Annotated in this window: 16 protein-coding genes; 1 reads left to right on the plus strand and 15 read right to left on the minus strand. The window is 38.3% G+C overall.

Going from position 1 to position 19562, the window contains the following annotated elements:
* Nucleotides 1-172: 172 nt before the first annotated feature.
* From H7T93_RS06505 to H7T93_RS06570, 14 genes are all read right to left on the minus strand, one after another.
* A complete protein-coding gene (locus tag H7T93_RS06505) occupies nt 173-1051 on the minus strand; it encodes a sensor histidine kinase (RefSeq protein ID WP_175057640.1) in 879 nt (292 codons plus the stop codon).
* The gene (locus H7T93_RS06510; protein WP_037602224.1) at nt 1051-1734 is read right to left on the minus strand and encodes a response regulator transcription factor; all 684 of its coding nucleotides are present in this window, start codon (nt 1732-1734) and stop codon (nt 1051-1053) included. The genes H7T93_RS06505 and H7T93_RS06510 overlap by 1 nt, the downstream gene beginning before the upstream one ends.
* Nucleotides 1735-1897: 163 nt before the next feature.
* A complete protein-coding gene (locus tag H7T93_RS06515) occupies nt 1898-2530 on the minus strand; it encodes a nitroreductase family protein (protein WP_155164598.1) in 633 nt (210 codons plus the stop codon).
* Nucleotides 2531-2620: 90 nt separating this feature from the next.
* A complete protein-coding gene (locus H7T93_RS06520; protein WP_155164599.1) occupies nt 2621-3307 on the minus strand; it encodes a YoaK family protein in 687 nt (228 codons plus the stop codon).
* Nucleotides 3308-3451: 144 nt separating this feature from the next.
* A complete protein-coding gene (locus tag H7T93_RS06525; protein ID WP_145517253.1) occupies nt 3452-3706 on the minus strand; it encodes a type II toxin-antitoxin system RelE family toxin in 255 nt (84 codons plus the stop codon).
* On the minus strand, nt 3696-3911 hold the full coding sequence (gene relB / locus H7T93_RS06530; protein WP_070438100.1) for a type II toxin-antitoxin system RelB family antitoxin: 216 nt from the start codon (nt 3909-3911) through the stop codon (nt 3696-3698). Before relB ends, H7T93_RS06525 begins: the two co-directional genes overlap by 11 nt.
* A 133-nt stretch (nt 3912-4044) precedes the next feature.
* Nucleotides 4045-4887 (minus strand): aldo/keto reductase, encoded by an 843-nt coding sequence (locus H7T93_RS06535; RefSeq protein WP_201041700.1) that lies wholly within the window; start codon nt 4885-4887, stop codon nt 4045-4047.
* Between the two features lie 93 nt (nt 4888-4980).
* Complete coding sequence (locus H7T93_RS06540) at nt 4981-6201, minus strand: hypothetical protein (protein WP_260313908.1); 1221 nt, start codon at nt 6199-6201, stop codon at nt 4981-4983.
* A gap of 437 nt (nt 6202-6638) precedes the next feature.
* Entirely contained in the window at nt 6639-9656 is a 3018-nt protein-coding gene (locus tag H7T93_RS06545) for a glycoside hydrolase family 2 TIM barrel-domain containing protein (RefSeq protein WP_201041701.1), read from the minus strand.
* A 3-nt stretch (nt 9657-9659) separates the two neighbouring features.
* Nucleotides 9660-11564 (minus strand): PTS sugar transporter subunit IIA, encoded by a 1905-nt coding sequence (locus H7T93_RS06550; protein ID WP_201041702.1) that lies wholly within the window; start codon nt 11562-11564, stop codon nt 9660-9662.
* A gap of 111 nt (nt 11565-11675) precedes the next feature.
* Nucleotides 11676-12722, minus strand: coding sequence for a galactose-1-epimerase (locus tag H7T93_RS06555; RefSeq protein ID WP_201041703.1), 1047 nt, complete (start codon nt 12720-12722; stop codon nt 11676-11678).
* Nucleotides 12723-12791: 69 nt separating this feature from the next.
* Nucleotides 12792-13793 carry a UDP-glucose 4-epimerase GalE gene (gene galE, locus H7T93_RS06560; protein ID WP_002888050.1) on the minus strand — a complete coding sequence of 334 codons (1002 nt, stop codon included), beginning with the start codon at nt 13791-13793 and terminating at the stop codon, nt 12792-12794.
* Nucleotides 13794-13822: 29 nt separating this feature from the next.
* Nucleotides 13823-15304 carry a UDP-glucose--hexose-1-phosphate uridylyltransferase gene (gene galT, locus H7T93_RS06565; protein ID WP_064525316.1) on the minus strand — a complete coding sequence of 494 codons (1482 nt, stop codon included), beginning with the start codon at nt 15302-15304 and terminating at the stop codon, nt 13823-13825.
* Between the two features lie 19 nt (nt 15305-15323).
* Nucleotides 15324-16490: a galactokinase gene (locus H7T93_RS06570; protein ID WP_060934054.1), complete on the minus strand. Its 1167-nt coding sequence runs from the start codon at nt 16488-16490 to the stop codon at nt 15324-15326.
* 140 nt (nt 16491-16630) lie between these two features.
* Here H7T93_RS06570 and H7T93_RS06575 point away from each other — a divergent pair, with 140 nt between their 5' ends.
* Nucleotides 16631-17626, plus strand: a complete 996-nt coding sequence (locus H7T93_RS06575) for a LacI family DNA-binding transcriptional regulator (protein WP_201036512.1) — start codon at nt 16631-16633, stop codon at nt 17624-17626.
* A gap of 58 nt (nt 17627-17684) precedes the next feature.
* Here H7T93_RS06575 and dexB read toward each other — a convergent pair whose 3' ends face one another.
* Nucleotides 17685-19295, minus strand: coding sequence for a glucan 1,6-alpha-glucosidase DexB (dexB, locus tag H7T93_RS06580; protein ID WP_201041704.1), 1611 nt, complete (start codon nt 19293-19295; stop codon nt 17685-17687).
* Between the last annotated feature and the right edge of the window lie 267 nt (nt 19296-19562).

Genomic DNA, 19562 nt, shown 5'->3' on the forward strand with positions numbered 1-19562 from the left:
CGCTCTGTTACCAGTCATCCTACGATATCCTCTCAATATTTTTATTCTATCACTGAAAGCAAATAGAATCAAGAAAAGCAGTATGAATAATGTTACTTTCTATATTTTAAAAGAATTCTAGAATCAAAGATTTTTTGCTAAATCAAATCGGTGGTTGAATTGTTTTCCGAAATTATTTTAACCTCACTGTTAAATAAAACCATTCATTCTCATAGGCCAAATGTAACTCACCCGCTAAGACTTGGACTAAGTGTTCGGTGATATAAAGTCCAAGTCCAGAGGAATCCTCGGTGTCTGACAGGTTTTCAGAATAAAAGCGGGTCGTTAGTTGGTCCAGATGCTGTATCGGCTGTTGGACCATATTACTAACTGACAAATAAATGCCATCGTCCTTTTTCTGCAATGTCAGTTGAGCTTGAGTCTTACCATGTTTTAGAACGTTACTGATAATATTCTGAAATAGACGTTCAAAAATATCTGGATCCATTTCGCATTGGATATCAGGGGTTACTTGAATATCTAGTGTAATCCCTGTCTCTTGAAACATGTCATAGTAAGGCAGGATAGACTTAACCACAAGTTGAGAAAAGTCCACATCTTGAAATTGTGGTTGGATGGCCCCCTCTGTTAATCGTCGATATTCCAACAAGGCTTCCAAACGCTTTGAAACAGTCAGTAGATTTTTAGAAATCTTCTCCATAGCCATATCATCATCCCTACTACTTCGAAGACTTTGCTGAGCATAGCCGCTCGCTACTGTCAGTGGTGTTCGTATATCATGGGCAATATTACTGATAGCCATGTCCATGGTTTTCTTTTCTTGGAGAGCGACAAGCTTAGTCTTTTCAATTTGGGTAAAAAGAGACTCAATCCGATTCGTTAGGATAACCAATGATTCTGGCTGGTTTTTCAGAGTAATTCGTCGATGGCTTTCTTCAACTAGCTTTTCTTCAATCTGCTTTGAGAGAGATTTTACAGCCAAATAGTAACGAACTAGACAGGTAGTCGCTCCCAGAAGAAGTCCTATCAATACAATAAGCAGTCCTTCCATCAGTCTTCTCCTTTAAGTCGCACACCTAAGCCCCAAATCGTTTCGATATACTCCGTACCCGCATCCACTTGGGCTAGTTTCTTACGTAGATTACTCAACTGTGCATTCAATGTATTATCACCTGATAGATAAGGGGCTTCCCAAACCGTCTCATAAAGGTCCTCTTTAGTAAAAATTTTCTTTGGATTTTGAAGGAGTGTGTGGAAAATTTGAAACTCTTTCTTACCCAAACGAATGACTTTTCCCTGACAGGAGACTTCAAAACTGTCTGGGTTTATCGTGATATTTTTGACTTGATAGATGTTATCATGCTTACTACTTTCCTTGCTGTGTTCACGTAGTTGAACCGAGACACGCGCATAAACTTCTTCAAGATCAAAGGGCTTAACGATATAATCATTTGCACCATCAAGTAAGTACTGGCTAATCAAGTGCTTGTCACCCAAGGCTGTCAGCATAATGACAGGAACAGAGCTTCTTTGCCTGATAAACTTAAGCACTTCTTCGCCACCCTTACCCGGTAACATGATATCTAGGAGAACCAAATCAATCTCTTGACTTTGAAACAAAAGCTCTCCTTCGGTTCCAGAGTAGGCTTGGATAATATCATGTTCTTCAGAAAACAAGTTAAAAAGAATATTCTGGATATCCTCATTGTCTTCAATCTGTAAAATACGTGCCATGTCTTAATCCTCCAATAATACTACCAATTGTATACGCTCACTTTTTCTTTCATCTTAACAAAAAGCCAAATTAATGACAAGGTGCATTATGAGTTATTGATAGCATAAAAGGAAAAATAAAAACCGTAAGCCTCCACTTCCGAGACTTACGGTCAATTATTTATTAAGCAAAAGTCGTCACATCAGAGGCATCCAGACGAACAGACTCAAAGCCTTCTTCATTGGCTTTCCCAAGAGCAATGAGCAAAACTGGTACATGACGGTCTTCATCAAGTCCAAAGGCTTTGGCAAGCCCATCTTTTTTATAACCACCGATGGCGTTGGTATCATAACCATAAGAACGAGCAACCAACATCAACTGCATGGCAGCAAGGCTAGCATCGATGTGGACAATTTCATTCATCATTTCGCGAGGAGCATTTTCATACATTGGCACAATGCTTGACAGTTGTTTTTCTTTGACTTCTTCAGGCATTTTTCCTTGAGCAACAGCCTTACCGTAGATATCTTCAGCTCTTTCTTGGCTCTTCAAATCGGCAAAAATAAGGACCATGGCTGATGATGTTTCATTTTGCACACCATTGTAGCTGACGAAAGGTGTCAATTTTTCCTTGCCCTCTTCGCTCTCAACAACAACAAAACGCCAAGGTTGCATGTTGACTGATGATGGTGCTGTAACAGTCTTATCTAGGATTTCCAACAGTTCTTCTCGCGGAATCTTAACAGATGGATCAAAGTTACGAATGGAACGACGATTATAAACGATATCTGAAAAATCATTGCATACTACAGGCATCTTATGTCTCCTTTTTTTGATTAAATGAAAATAATATAATCAAAATTATAACATAAGACAATTGTTATCAAAAATATTTGCTACAGACGACTAAAGATTAGTTTCCTTGAGCCCTAGCCGTTTCACTTCAGATGAATAGTAAACCATGATGACAATAAGACTGAGTGTGATTACCCAGATTGACTTAAGGTGTACAAAATGCATCAGAACGGCTGAGACGATAGCACCAACGACAAAGCTCCCTACGATAAAGCTATAATTGACAGCCTGACGACGATATTCTCTCTGATCACCACTTCCCTGAATGGCATAATAGAGGGCCGTTAACATCCTTCGATAATTTCCTGAGGTCATAAATATCACGAAGGGATGATTCTCAATCTGACTGCCAGTAAAAGTCTTCATCATGATACCTGCAGAAAAAGCGATAATCGGGAGCTCAATCAAGGCATTTGAAGGTAGAAAAGGCAGGATAGCTGTCATCACACAAAGTGGAAGAAGACCATAAACTCGCCAATAGGCATTCTTACGCTGGTCTTTAAACCACATACCAAAAAGAAAGCCTAAAGAAAAGAATAAGATTGAAAAGCAACGCAACAAGTTATAGTACATACTACTGTTTCGCCAGTCAGCGACCAAGAGAAGGATATTCCCAGTCTGTGTAGCAACCAAACTATGATAGTACATATAACAAAAGACATCCAAAGCCCCTCCCGAGAAACTCAACAAATTAGCCATCAGACGCGTATTTTGAGGAAGAAGGTTCCGCGATTCCATAGCATAACTTCCCTTCTAATAGTAATTGATATGATAGCCTTATTATAGCAAATTCGGGCACACACAGTAGAAAAAAGCAACCCTCACGAGTTGCTTCTATCCTATTAAAAATTAACGGAATCTGGGATATTATAAGTCTTGATACTAATAGATATCACGTCTATGACCGACTTCGAGGGCAAGTATGATTAGTTCATTGTCCTGAATATTGACAATAACACGATAGGCACCAATACGATAGCGCCATTGTCCAGTGCGATTGGCAACCAAGGCCTTACCCTTGGCTCTTGGATTATCTGTGACACGATTGAGATAAGCCTTAATTTGTTTTCTGACGAAAGGATCCAACTTTTTTAAATTTTTGGCAAATATAGGGGTGGGTACTATCTTATAGGTCATCCCAATTTAGCACCTCCCCACCATTTTCAAGATAGTCTTCATATTCTACCAAAGCCAAATCGGCTACTCTAGCGTCATATTCATCCTCAATGGCTTCTAAAGTTTTGGTACGAATTAATTCTGACAAGGATACCCCTTCAAATTTCGCAATGGCCTGCATGAACTTCTTATCTGCTTCTGAAACCTTCAATGTAATTGTTGTCATATCCTTAACCTCGTTCTCTTTTGTAACACCATTGTATTACCACTCCTCCTTTTTGTCAATTTTGATAATAGGTTCATACTTTTATTCGTAAAACAATAGAAAAAGCAACCCTTACGAGTTGCTTGCAGTCCTATTAAAAGTTAACTGAATCAGGATCATCCTGAGTTTTAATGCCTTGAATCTTATCCAATACTGCCATATCTTCCTCTGACAAATCAAAGTCAAAGATATCCAAGTTGGCTTCGATATTTTTTGCTGTCACTGACTTAGGTAGTGGCAAGAAACCTTTTTGAAGGCTCCAACGTAAGGCAACTTGAGCAACAGATTTTCCGTTACGTTCAGCCACTGCTTCAACGTCTTCATTTCCAAAAATGCTACCAGTACCTAGTGGACTGTAGGCTTCAAGAAGAATGTCACGCTCTTGGCAATAGTCAACCAACTCTTCTTGAGCACAACCTGGAGCCAAGAGAATTTGGTTGACATGTGGCACAATTTCAGCCGTTTCAAGGAGAGCTTCAAGGTGATGTTGCATAAAGTTAGATACCCCAATAGCACGAACCTTACCATCTTTGTAAGCTTCTTCCATTGCCTTCCAAGCGCCTGCATTGCCAGCCTTCCAAGCATCATTTTCACGAAGAGCCTTAGGATTTGGCCAGTGGATGAGCAAAAGATCCAAATAATCCACACCTAATCTTTCGAGTGACTCGTCGATAGAGGCTTTAGCCAATTCGTAATCATGCTTGTCATTCCAAAGTTTTGTTGTGAGGAAAATATCCTCACGCGCCACATCACTATCAGCAATCGCCTTACCTACAGAAACCTCGTTACCGTAGATTTGCGCTGTATCAATATGTGTGTAACCAGCCTTAAGTGCGAAACTAACGCTGTTATAAGCTTCTTCCCCTTCTGGAATCTGCCAAGTCCCAAAACCGATTTTAGGAATCGTAACGCCATTTGAAAGTGTATATGTTTCCATCCTGTTCTCCTTTTCAATTTGTAACAGAATTATCTTAAAAAATATAAGATAAAAATGCAAAGATTTGCTACGGCTTGTTTGATGAATAGTTCCTTACTTCTTTTTCCGCTTCTTTTTATAGACAACACCATTTTCTTTAAGGATTTCCATGCTCACCTTTCCAACTCCTCTAATCGCTGCTACTTCCTCTTCCGTTTTCTTTTTAAAATCTTTAAATTCTATTAAGCTATGTTGACGAAGTATACGCTCCACACTTATTGAAAGTCCTTGGAGGGCTTTGCTTGGTTCTATACTTTTTTCCAATTCTCTAATTAGTTTGTGCAATTCTGGATTTTTCTTTTTCGCAACATGTCTTTGTGGACGTTTTGCACGATATTTTTCGATTAACCAAGTAAAATAATATTCTGACTGGGACAGATCAACGACTTGATTAAAAACCATTAAAAGACTTTGCATACTATTGGCTTCAAATAAGATAGGGTTGACTTTAAGCGTTTCGGCAACTAGACGCTCTTCATCACCTTGTTCAATCATTTTTAAATAATTTTCGAACTCTGGATTTTTTGCATAGAGAAGATCAAAATAGAAATCCGCATCCTCACTATGTCCCGTCATTAGAGAGACCGTCATCATTGGTACTATCATCAAATCTTCTTCGTGATATTCCATTTGCTCACATTCGAAAAAGCTTTTAGCCTTATCAAACTCCTCCAGATTACAATAGGTAGCCATCAATTCGTAACAGACTCCCATGTGATCTTGAACATCTATCTCTAGAATCTCTTCAAATTCCTTAATAGCAAACCGCTTCATACTGTTGCTTAAATAAAATTTAGCAAGATTATACTTCAAAGACAAATAAGGACGCTCGTCAAGATTAGCCCAGCCCATTTTTGGACCTTGATCCCACTTGGACCTTTGCTCTTTTTCTAAAGCAATTAGGCCTTTTAGATGTTCAAGTGGACTTTGAAAAGTTAAGAGCATCTGCTTAGCATCAAGATTTTCAGGATCTAGTTTTAAAGCTTCTGTCAAAAATTCCTGACTTCTCGAAGGATCTTCCTCGTGATAATGATAAGCCTCTTCAATGAGTTTCCAAGCTCTCTCCTGCTTTGAATCAGGGGAAGTAATCTCATCAAAAAGCCCTTGGTTGTATTGTCTTGCAAAATCTTCAAGAGCCATGTCCACACTGAGATACTCTGTAATATGTTCTTCTAAGAATGCTTCTGCTTTTTTTGTGAAGTCTTCAAAAGATGATGTCATCAATCTTCTCCAATCTATGTTTATTTCTCTAACTACTATTGTATACGTTTTCATAGAACATTACTATATTCTAAGTGAAATCAACAACCTCTTAAATTTTTATTGACAAAAATAGTCGCCAATCACAATACAGATAAGAATCCATAGAGTCTTATTTTTGGACATCTAGACTCAAAGTTGTACACTCATATTAGATAGAGTGCCATTGGACGATTAACATCAAGGCATAATCTTCAAGTTTCATTTAAAGCTACAAAAAATCATTAACGTCTTGGGAGTGGTTTAGTTCCTTTTCTATATCAATAACTTTAACTCACTTTTTCATAATTTTACTTGACCACTCCCATTTTTAAAGGAATTGAAAACTGAGTTAAATTTTAAAAGGAAACAGAGATCTGTTTCCTTTTTTCTTACTTCAAACCATGACAAAAGGAAACCCTTTCGAGTTTCCTTTATCATATATATCGTTGGAGGCAAAGTCCAATAATACTTTAGTTGAGTGGTTCAATCACGAAACTCAATTGATAGCTATCTGCTGAGCTAACCAAGAATTCGTCATGAACTGGAGCACCCCATGAGTCGTCACCACCGACACCCATTTGAGCAGCAAGAACTTTAATCCATGTAGCATCAGATTGTTGCAACTCATATTGATGACGAGCATTTTCAATTTGTTCAGTACTGTTACGCAAAGCACTGAATTCGAATGCCTTATTAAGTGCGGTGAATTTAAGACCATTATGGTTATCATCAGATACTGTAAATTCACGAGTACCATAGTGGTTACCAGATTCTTGTGGCATTAGATATGGAGCAAATGTCTTTTCAACAGATGTTTCATATCGACCAAGATAGGCACCAGGAAGTTTATCAAGGTAGCTTTCTTCTGCACCGTATCCATAATAGCTTAGGTTTGTAAATTGTGAACCGATAGCAAATTCTAGACCAAATTCAGGGAAGTTTGGCAAACCTGCTTTACCATCATAGTTTGCAGTAACAAAGATTCGACCCTTGTAATCAACTTGATAAGTCACCTTAACTTCGACATCAGACAAGCCAGGCAATTCATGAACATAAGTCACTTTAACAGAGTCATCTTCAATTTGAATTTGAGTATCTGTAACCTTACTATAGTTTCCAGCAACTTTCCAGCCTGCCATTTCGAATGGATATCCAGCACCACGATCGTTGTCGGTGTAAGCACGAGTAAAGTTAAGTTTAGGACCTTTCTCAATGAATTCAACACCGTTATACTTAGCAGATACTAGCGTATTTTGTGCACGTGAAAGCAAGATAGAGAAGTTTTGTCCTTGAATTCCGATGTTGAAGTCGCCTTCAACAACATTCAAAGGTGCTTTAACTGGTGTTTCAGTGCTAATCTTTTCAGCAACATATTGACCACGAACAATTTCATGTCCTTTTGGAGCCCATTCAGTTGCTTCATTCTGAACACAAGCAACTTCATAAATTCGTTCAGCATTTGAAGCTCCAACGGCGAATTCTACTGGGAATGTTGCTTCTTCACCTGGTTTAACATCAAAGTGATATTCACTTTCGCTAACTTTTCTACCATCTTCGTAAACTCTAGCTAGGAAAGTATAAGCAGAAAGATCTTCAAAGACATTATCATTCTTGATAGTTACTGATTTTTCATCAACAGCAATCTTAATATTAGAGTAAAGATGTTTAACTGTTTGAAGTTTTGGAGTTAGAGTACGATCTGCGAAGACAATACCATTTCCACAAAATTCGTAGTCAGAAGGTCTATCATGCCAGTCACCACCATATGATAGGAATTCGCTACCATTTGGAAGTGGTTTGTAAATAGCTTGGTCAATGAAGTCCCAAATAAATCCACCTTGGTATTCTGGATATTTCTCTAAGTCAGTGTAGAGTTTCAATCCACCACCAGAGTTACCCATTGTGTGCATGTATTCACATGAAATATAAGGTTTTTGAGGATTGTTAGTGAGGTATTCTTCAATATCAGCTGGTTTCGCATACATACGACTTTCGATGTCTGTAATGTAATCAAATTCACGACACCATGTAACACCTTCATAGTGAACTGGACGAGTATTGTCAACACTACGGAAGTAATCAGCCATGTCAGCAATATCTTTACCAGCATATGATTCATTACCACAAGACCAAATGATAACACTAGCATGGTTCTTATCACGTTGGAACATGTTATTGGCACGATCCAAACAAGCAGGCAACCATTCTGGTTCACTAGCTGGGATATTCCATGAAGGTTCGCTTAGACCAAGTTTTTGCCATGTACCGTGTGTTTCAAGGTTGGCTTCATCGATAACATAAAGTCCATATTCATCACACAATTCATACCAACGTGTTTGGTTAGGATAGTGAGAAGTACGAACAGCATTGATGTTATGTTGTTTCATTACTTTGATATCCCAAAGCATATCTTCTTCAGTGATACAACGTCCTGTTCTAGCGTTAAATTCGTGTCTGTTAACCCCTTTAAAGACAATTCTCTTACCATTCAAAAGCATGAGTTTATCTTTAATTTCGAAGTGTCTAAATCCAACCTTAACTGGAACGACTTCAACAACTTGGCCATCATCCAAAACATGAAGGGTCAAATTGTAAAGTTTAGGACTTTCAGCACTCCAAGGTTTGATTTGCAAATCTTCAAGACTTACAGATAGTTCACCGTCAGCATTAACAGATGCATCACCTTCTTTAACGATGCCTTCATGATCTGAAAGAACATATTTAATCTTCTTATCTTCGTAATCACCAACAGTCTTCAAATCAATATCCAATTGACCTGCTTTTGTTTGGTAATCATAATCTCCCTTAACAAAGAGATCTTGAACGTGAACTTTTGGAATAGCATACAAGTAAACATCTCTGAAAATACCGTAAAGTCTCCAGAAGTCTTGGTCTTCCAACCAGCTTGCTGTAGAGTAACGATAAACAGCTACCGCCAACTTGTTATCACCTTCAACAAGGTAATCACTGATTTCAAATTCACTAGGTGTAAATGAATCTTCACTGTATCCTACGAAGTTACCATTGACCCATACAAAGATGGAAGTGGCAACCCCTTGGAATGAGATAAATACTTTTTTATTTTTTAATGCATCATTCAAGGTAAAATGTTTAACGTATGATGCAACAGCATTTGATTCTTGAGGAACTTGAGGTGGACGAAGGAATTCTTTACCATCCCAAGGATATTGGGTATTCACATATTGTGGAGAACCAAAACCTTGAAGCTCTAAATGACCTGGTACATTGATGAAATTCAAATCCGTTTCATCAAATTCTGTTTTATAAAAGTCTTTTAAAACCTGATTTGTATTCTGAGCATAGTGAATTTTCCATTTTCCATTAAGAGATTGTCTTAACTTCATCTCCCCTTCAGAAAATTCTGCAAGAGATTCAAAATACTTATGATCTGAGTGAGCGTCAACAGTATTAACGCTAACAATCTTTGGATCGTTTAAGTAAGTTTGAATTTTTTCAGTCGTGTTCATAGATTATTCTCCTTTTTTGAAGGTAATAACTTCAGACAAAGCTTCTACCTTTTCTCCAACTTCTTGTTCAAGATGGAAAGCACTGAATTTTTCTGAATTAGTTACAGTGACAAGTACTGTGTCATCAAGACCATTTTTCTCAATAATTGGTGGCCAGAACTCAAGAAGTTTTTGTCCAACTTCAACACGATCACCTTGTTCTACATAACTAATGAATCCTTCACCTTTAAGTTTAACTGTTCCGATACCAACGTGGATAAGAACAATGACACCATCTTCACTTTCAATACCAACTGCATGGCGAGTAGGAAGAACTTGACGAATGGTACCACTAATTGGTGCAAAGACAGCTCCATCAGTAGGTTTAATGGCGAAACCTTTACCCATGCTACCTGAAGCAAAGTGTTCATCATTAACACTTGAGAGGTCAACCAAATGACCAGTTGTAGGGTTTACAAGAGATACGACGTTAGCTTTAACTTCATTTTCAGAAGTTGCTACGCTAAAGCGATGTTCCAATTCTTCAACAATTTCAGCGTGACGTGCTTCAGTCAAAGTGATTTTACGAGCAATAATGAAGGCACCGATGAGCATTGCTGCTGCTGGGAAACCAAACATGCTAAGCTTAAAAATAGACTGTTGATGTGTTGTAATTGTTGATGCTGAGGCACCTGTTGTCATACCGGCAGCTACGGCAATTGTAGAAACAAGCCAGTTTGACATCGCACCACCAAGTTTATCAACAAGTGGACGAACTGACAAAGTAAGTGATTCATCACGGTGTCCCAATTTCCATTGACCATATTCTACTGAGTCAGAGATAATCATGAGGATAACAAGGAACACAAGAGGTTGTGGAATAAAGAAGAGTTCAGCAGCAGTCAAGATCATTGGAAGTGATGTTCCTGCAATACTAAAGATTCCGATACCACCGAGCATTACTGCAATACATCCATAGAACAAACGTTTACGGTTGAATTTACCAGCTAGGCTAGGGAAGAGTGAAACTGAAACCAAACCAACAACTGTATTCAATCCGTAAAGGATTGAGTATTTCCCTGGATCACCAAGGATAAATGTGAAGTAAAAAAGTTGAAGAGCATTAAGTGTATTAATACCAAGACCATAGAACCAATATCCGAGAGACAACCACATCAATTGGTCGTTTTTACCAAGAACTTTAAAGACTTGTTTAAGGCTAGTTTTTTCTTTGTTATCACGAAGTTTTGACTCAACTTCACGTGTACCAATACCAACAGCAATTGATGTAATCACACCAATGAGAGCAACGATAAATGCAAACCAGAACCATCCAGATTTATCTCCAGAGCCACTACTGTTCGTCATAGAGAAGAACAAAACGATTGGCATGATGGCAACACCTACAATATTGGCACCAATAGTAGAACCAATACGGGCAAAAGTTGCCATTTTTTCACGTTCATGACTGTCAAGAGACAAGGCAGGAATCATTGACCAGAAACCGATATCTTTAATTGAGTAGAAGACATCCATTACAAGGTAGATAATTCCGAAAAGTACAAGGTACAAGAAAGGATTTGTTTTATTCAAACCACCTAAATCGGTGAAGAGAAGCAACAAGGCGATAGAACTGATGATACCACCACCAACTACCCATGGTTTGAATTTACCATACTTAGTATGAGTGTTATCAATCATGTTACCGATCAATGGATCGATAAATACTTCCAAGATACGCAAAATAGCGATGATGTTAGTTATTAATAGTACGTAGTGACTATTTTGCTTTGGATCACCTGTGTTAAACAAGTGAGTTGTCACAAACATGATAAAGTATGTTGACAACGTTGCATAGAAGACGTCGTTACCAAAAGCACCAGCTGAATAGGATAGACGAGACTTCATTTGACCTTTAGATTTTCCCATTACGAAAACCTCCTGTTAGTTGTTTTTTTGAATACGCTTACATTATATAAGTATTAGTTTAAATCGTCAATAGTTTTAGTGATTTTTTACTAAATTTTTACTAAAACATGGTTATTTTGATGAATTAAAATATTGGAAACCGATTTCATAGCTTACACTATGACCCTCCTCCAAGATGATATCTCCAAAATCTGTATGATTAACGGCATCTGGGAGTGTTTGAGCTTCCATAGCTATAGCTTCTCGTCCTTTTGCAATTGTTCCTCGATCTCTCGCAAAGTAAATATTATCCTCTATAATATCCATAGTATAAATAACTAAACCATTTCTGTTAGAGAAGATTTCAATACCATCTCCGCTTTCTTTGTCATGCAAAATAGCTACTTCTTTCACATGATCACAAGTTTCCCCTCCAACTACAAAGGCATCATCAAAACCATTATTTGCTTCAATTCGAGGTAGCAAGTCAGTTGTCGTTCTGAAATCATAATTCGTTCCATCTACATTAATTTTTTGTCCTGTTGGAATTAACTCAGAATCCAACTCTAAACGATAGTCTGAATAGATTTGTAACTCATGACTTGATAAATCCTGTTTGTCGCTAAGATTAAAGTAAACATGGTTTGTCGGATTAAAGACTGTTGACTCCGTAACATCGAAGGCTTCAAAGAGTATTGTTAAGCGGTTATTATTGTTAAGTCTATAACTAATAGAGACTGTAACATCACCAGGAAAGCCATCTACACTTGAATAAAGTCTTCTACTAAATTTAGTCTCAACATATTCATCATTCAGGTTTGTGACATAGTTCCAATTTTGAACCTGCATTCCTTTTGGACCACCATGTAAACAGTTTTCTCCCTCATTCTTAGGAAGACTATAAAGAACCATATTATGAGTATACGAAGCTTTCCCAATTCTTCCAGCAACCCTACCAATGGACTGGCAGGCACATAAGTTATTCTTATAGTAATCCTCGTAATCACTGAAGCCAAGTACTATATTTTTAAGAGCACCGGTTTCCGTTGGAACCAAAAACTCCTGAAGTGTAGCACCTGTTGTGAGTGTAGAAATGACAACACCATTATTATTTTCCATTGAAATTTTACTGACATCGCCTGAATCAACTTTTCCAATAATTTCGCAGCTTATTTTCATATTTTTTCCTCAAAAAACAAAGAGTACAATAATTATATATACTCTTTGACCCTTTGTTTATTATTTTAATTATCCTCGATCATCGTACCCTTTTGGATGGCTAGAATGCCATGCCCAAGCACTTGCGATGATTTTTTCGATGTTATCAAATTGTGGTTTCCATCCAAGAACTGTACGTGCTTTTTCAGATGAAGCAATCAATGTATCAGGATCACCAGGACGACGATCAGCTTTTTCAGCTGGAATTTCTTTACCAGTTACCTTACGAGCGGCTTCAAGAATTTGAAGGTTTGAGAAACCTGTTGATGAACCTAAGTTAAAGGCTGTAGATTCATTACCTTTACGAAGATATTCAACAGCAAGGAGGTGAGCATCAGCCAAGTCAAATGGGTGAACGTAGTCACGAACATTTGTACCATCAGGAGTATTGTAGTCATCCCCAAAGATCATGATTTTTTCACGAACACCTTGAGCTACTTGAAGAATAATCGGTAGAAGGTGAGTTTCTGGACCGTGATCTTCACCAATAGAACCATCAGGTTTTGCACCAGCAACGTTGAAGTAACGAAGTGGCACATATTTAATACCATAAGCTTTATCAGACCACTTCATGATAGTTTCCATCATCAACTTACTTTCACCATATGGGTTGATAGGGTTTTGTGGTGTTGTTTCAAGAATTGGAATTTCTTCTGGGATACCGTAAGTTGCTGCTGTTGATGAGAAGACAATGTATTTAACACCGCATTCGTTCATAACTTCAAGCAATTTAACCATTCCAGCTGTATTGTTATCAAAATATTTGAGTGGTTTTTCCATTGATTCACCAACCAATGAATAGGCCGCAAAGTGAATAACGGCATCAACATCAGGATTTTCTTTGAAGACCTTTCTCATAAAATCTTGATCAGAGAGATCGCCTTGGTAGAAAATAGCATCTGGATGTACGGCAGCACGGTGACCGGTTACCAAACTATCTACTACTACTACTTTTTCTTGACCTTTTTCAACTAAGCGATCAACCATGTGAGAACCGATATAACCAGCTCCACCTAATACTAAAATTGCCATTTCTTATCTCCTTTCTTCAGAAAAAACAATTAATCAGCTAAATTTACAAAATCTACAAATGCTTTAAACTGATCTAAGCCTTCACTATTAGTCTTATAAACACCTGCATCTTCTAGTACACGAGCAAAGATATCTGCAACAGATTGTCGAACAACTTCTGTCACTTCCTCAGCCGTAACATTCGGATTTTGAGCTTTGAGTTCATCTGCCCATTCTTGGTGAATTGGAGCAACTTGGTTACCTTGACCTAATAGATAATCTTCAACATCTTTAAGTTCTGTTTTCAAACGAGGAGGAAGAATGGCCAATCCCATAACTTCAATCAAACCAATGTTTTCTTTCTTAATATGTTGAACATCTTTATGTGGGTGGTAGATACCGTCTGGATGTTCTTCAGAAGTTTGATTGTCACGAAGAACCAAATCCAATTCAAATTTGCCGTCTTTTCTACGAGCAATTGGGGTAATGGTGTGGTGAGGTTGTCCATCAGACTCAGCCAAGACACCAGCTTTTTCGTCTGAATAACCACGCCAACAATTTAAAATTTTGGTTGCAAGAGCAATAAGTCTTTCCTTATCTTCACTTCTTAAACGAAGAACTGACATAGGCCAATTAACGATACCAGCCTCAACATCAGAGTAACCATCAAAACTAACTTTTTCTTTAATGCCTGCTACTTCCATTGGGAAGGTATGGCGACCACCTTGATAGTGTTCATGTGTAAGAATCGAACCACCTACAATTGGAAGATCGGCATTTGAACCTGCGAAGTAACCAGGAAATGCTTCAACAATTGATAGGAGACGACCAAACGTCAATGGACTGATGTGCATTGGTTCGTGCTTACTATAAAAGAAGATAGAATGTTCATTAAAGTAAGCATATGGTGAATATTGGAAGCCCCAGTCATTTCCTTCCATTTGGAAACGAATAACACGATGATTACTACGTGCTGGGTGATTGATGCGACCAAGATAACCTTCATTTTCCATACAAAGTTGGCATTTTGGATAATCAGAAGCTACCGCATTTTTAGCAGCAGCGATGGCTTTTGGATCTTTTTCCGGTTTCGAAAGGTTAATCGTAATTTCCAAGTCACCGTATTTAGTAGGTGCTTTATAAGCAATATTTTGTGCAATGGCTTTGACTTTCACATAATCATTTCGTTTACTTTGTGCATAAAAGTCAGCAATTGCTTGCTCTGGGTCAGATTTATAAGTATCCCAGAAGTTACGATTGACAAGGCTAGGGCTTGGTGTAATCAAGTCCATGAGTTGAGCACCGATGATATCTTGTTCTTCATTAAGTTCACCTACAGAACCAGCTTTAACACCTGCTTGAAGCAACTGGTCTTTAAGGTCAATCAACTCAGAGCTATCTGTTTCAACATCAGCAACTCCTTCTCCAACCAAAGCAAAAACTTTGTTTGTCAAATAGATACGGTCCAATTCCTCATAATCACTATTTTCAATAACCAGAGTTACAAAAGTGTTTACTAAATTTTCAGCCATAATCTCTACTTCTTTCTCATTAATCAAGTACTCGTGAACCGCCAGCTACTTCAGCAATATAGAAGCTTGGTGCATAACCAACGACTTCTTCATAACGTTGACCAACTGCTTTTTTGAAATCTTCAACTTTATCTTTGTTTACAAGTGCGATGGCACATCCACCAAAGCCCGCTCCTGTCATACGAGCTCCAAGAACACCTTCTTGTTCCCATGCTGTGTGTGCCAAAGTATCAAGTTCAAGACCTGTAACTTCGTAATCATGTTCCAATGACACGTGAGAAGCATTCATAAGACGACCAAAGCCTTCCAAATCTCCTGATTCAAGAGCTTTACGGGCTTGAAGTGTACGTTGATTTTCAAGAACTGCGTGACGGGCACGTTTGATACGGTTTTCGTCTTTAATCAAGTAGCTGTATGCATCGAATGTCCAGAGGTCCAATTCACCAAGTGTTTGGATATCAAGTTTTTCTTGGAGTTCAGATACTGCTGTTTCACATTCAGCACGACGTTCATTGTATTTAGAATCAGCCAATTCACGACGTTTGTTAGTGTTCATGATAACAACAACATTGTCTTTTAGGTCAAGTGGTACCAAGTCATACTCTAAAGTATTTGTATCCAAGTAAATCGCACGTTGATCAGCTCCCATACCAATAGCGAATTGGTCCATGATACCAGAGTTAACGCCGATAAAGTCATTTTCAGTTTGCTTACCGATTTTAACCAAGTCAAGGCGTTCCAATTTAAGGTCATAAAGTTTTTCAGCAATAACACCAATCAATAATTCCAAAGATGATGATGATGACAAGCCTGATCCATTTGGAATGTTACCATAGATGTAAATATCCATACCTGAATCAATCGTATGACCAGCTTCTTGCAAGAAATGAAGAACACCTTTTGGATAGTTTGTCCAGTTGTGTTCTTTTTCAAAACGAAGATTTTCAAGTGGAACTTCGATGATTCCCTTATCTTCAAAGTTACCTGAGAAGAAACGCAAAACTTTGTCATCACGTTTACGGGCCGCTCCGTAAGTACCTAAGGTAATAGCTGCTGGGAACACATGTCCACCGTTGTAGTCAGTGTGTTCACCAATCAAATTAATACGACCTGGAGAAAAGAAAGTATGTTCTGCTTCTACACCAAAAACTTCTTTAAACTTTTCTCTTAACTGTGATGTCTTCATAGGATGTACCTCACTTATTCTTTTTTACACTAACAGTGTAACCCCTTTCACAAGGAAAATCAATATTTTTACTGTTTTTTTAGTAAAAAATAGGTAAAATTTTAGAAATTATGATATACTTTGGATGAAAGGAGAACAATATGGCTACATTAAAAGATATCGCAAAATTGGCTGATGTATCAATCGCAACTGTTTCACGTGTTCTCAACCAAGATGAAAACCTCTCCGTTACTGAAGAAACCAGGCACCGTATTTTAACTGCGGCAGATGAAATCGGATATACCAAACATAAGAAAATCGGAAACTTGAAAAAAGAAAAACATCAAGTGGCAATTATCCAATGGGTAAGTGAGGAAGATGAGTTAGACGATCTCTACTACTACAACATTCGGCTTGGAATTGAAACAAGAGCCCATGAGCTAGACTACGAGATGCTTCGTTATTTCAATGACATTCCTTTTAGTCTCGCTGAAGAAGTCATAGGTATACTTTGTATCGGAAAGTTTAGTCGTGAACAGATTACTGAATTGGAATCATTGGGTAAATCACTGGTCTTTGTAGATAGTGATACCCTACTTCAGGGACATCCTTGTGTGACAACTGACTTTGAAAATGCTGTTCAAACGGCACTAAGTTATCTCACTGAGCAAGGGTGTAAGAGCATCGGTCTTTTAACAGGGCAAGAAAAAACAACGGATTCAACTGAAATCGTTCCGGAGCCTCGTTTACGTTCTTATCGTAACTACTGTATTGAAAAGAGCATCTATGACCCTCTTTTGATTCTTTCAGGTAATTTTACAGTTCGATCTGGCTATGACCTTTTAGCCTCTAAAATAGCAAGTGGTACACCCCTACCAGATGCCTACTTTGCAGCTAGTGATAGTCTGGCTATCGGTGCTCTTAGAGCCCTTCAGGAAAATGGCATTAATGTCCCAGAAGATATCCAGATTATCTCCTTTAATGACACCAGTCTAGCCAAACAAGTTTATCCGCCACTTTCTAGTATTACTGTCTACACCGAAGAAATGGGACGAACGGCCATGGATGTCCTCAATAAACAAGTCTTGGCTCCAAGAGAAATCCCGACACTTACTATGTTGGGCACTAAACTGACTCTGAGAGAAAGTACGAAATAACAATCATTTAATAGACAAAAGGTGGTCGCCAACAGTTAGTTGGCAACCACTTTTCTTTTTATTTCATCTTCACACAAATAGCATCCCAAGCTTGGAGTTTGCCTTGGTCTGTAATTGGCTCTAATTCGGTATTTGCAATGACAACTTCTGCTCTTTCGAAATCATAATAGAAGTCTTGTTCTTGGTCTGATAGGTTGACTACAACCAGATAACTGCTATCTTTGGTTTTCCGAATGTAAGCAAAGACTTTGTCAGTTGTCTCCAAGAGTTCAAAGTCAGCATCTACCAACCAATCTTGAGTCTTACGAAGCTCTACGAGCTTCTGATATGTATAGAAAATTGATTCTGGATTGGCAAGGGCTGATTCAACATTTATGTCCTTATAGTTTGGATTAACAGGTAACCAAGTCTTATCCGATATGCTAAATCCAGCATTTTTAGACGTATCCCATTGCATTGGTGTTCGAGCATTGTCACGACCCACCTGACGGATTTGGTCCATGATAACTTCTAGCGATGCCCCTTTTTCGAGAGCTTCTTTGGCATAGTTGAGAGATTCAATGTCATTCAATTCTTCCAAAGTTCTAAAAGGATAATTGGTCATTCCGATTTCTTCACCTTGATAAATGTAAGGTGTTCCCCTCATCAGATGAAGAAGGATAGCTAAGGCCTTGGCTGACTTCTCACGATAGACACCAGTATCTCCCCACATTGAAAGAATACGAGGCAGATCATGATTATTCCAAAAAAGTGAGTTCCACCCTTGTCCCAACTCTAACTCGGTTTGCCATTTATTAAAAATAGCCTTAAGTGCTGTAACATCCAACTCCTTCTCATACTCCCATTTAGGGCTATCTGCCTTATGCTGAAGTCCAATATGTTCAAACTGGAAAACCATAGAAAGTTCTTGATTATCAGGATTTGAATACTGTTTAGCAATTTCGGGTGTTGCTCCCCAAGTTTCACCAACGGTTAGAAGGTCGTGCTTTCCAAAGCTTGCCTTGTTCATCTCCTTGATATAATCGTGAAGTTTTGGACCGTTTGTATCAATCAGTTGATCTGGGATCTTACCAATCATATCAATCACATCCATGCGGAAACCACCGATTCCCTTATCAATCCAGAAATTCATCATGTCATAAACTTTCTGGCGCAACTGTGGATTTTCCCAATTGAGGTCTGGCTGTTTCTTACTAAAGAAATGCAGATAATATTGCCCTGAGGTCTCATCATATTCCCAAGCAGATCCACTAAAGACAGATACTAACTCATTAGGTTTGTCTCGCCAGATGTAGAAATCTCGTTCAAGACTTTCTGGATTTTCACGCGCTTCGATGAACCATGCATGCTCATCAGACGTATGGTTAACCACCAAGTCCATAACAATTTGAATATCACGCTTCTTGGCTTCCGCCAAAAGCTCATCCATGTCACTCATGTCTCCAAAAATATCTGCAATAGCCTCATAGTTAGCAATATCATAACCATTGTCGTCCATCGGGCTATCATAAACAGGCGAGAGCCAAAGGGCTGTAATCCCTAGCTTTTGAAGATAGTCTAACTTACTTGTAATCCCCTTGAGGTCACCGATGCCATCACCGTTGGAATCCATGAATGACTTGGGGTAAATTTGATAAATCGTAGCCTTGTGCCACCAGTATTTTTGCATGATTCTACTCCTCGTAGTTATTATTATCGTGAGTCTGATAGTTCTATTTTACGTTTTTCTAGAAGTTATGCAAGCGTTTTCTTTTGTTGTTTAAAACATTTCAATGATCTATACTCCAGACTCCTTAAACTTTTGGTAATATTGAAAAATAATAGAGTTGAAATGTAAGGTTAGCCTTTGCTTATTTAACAATCATAACCACCCGTCTAACGGGTGGTTTGATCAAGGGCTATAAGCCCATAATACCAGCCAGCGCCTAAAGACGCT

It is taken from the genome of Streptococcus sp. 9.1, assembly GCF_016648815.1.
GTDB lineage: Bacteria > Bacillota > Bacilli > Lactobacillales > Streptococcaceae > Streptococcus > Streptococcus salivarius_E.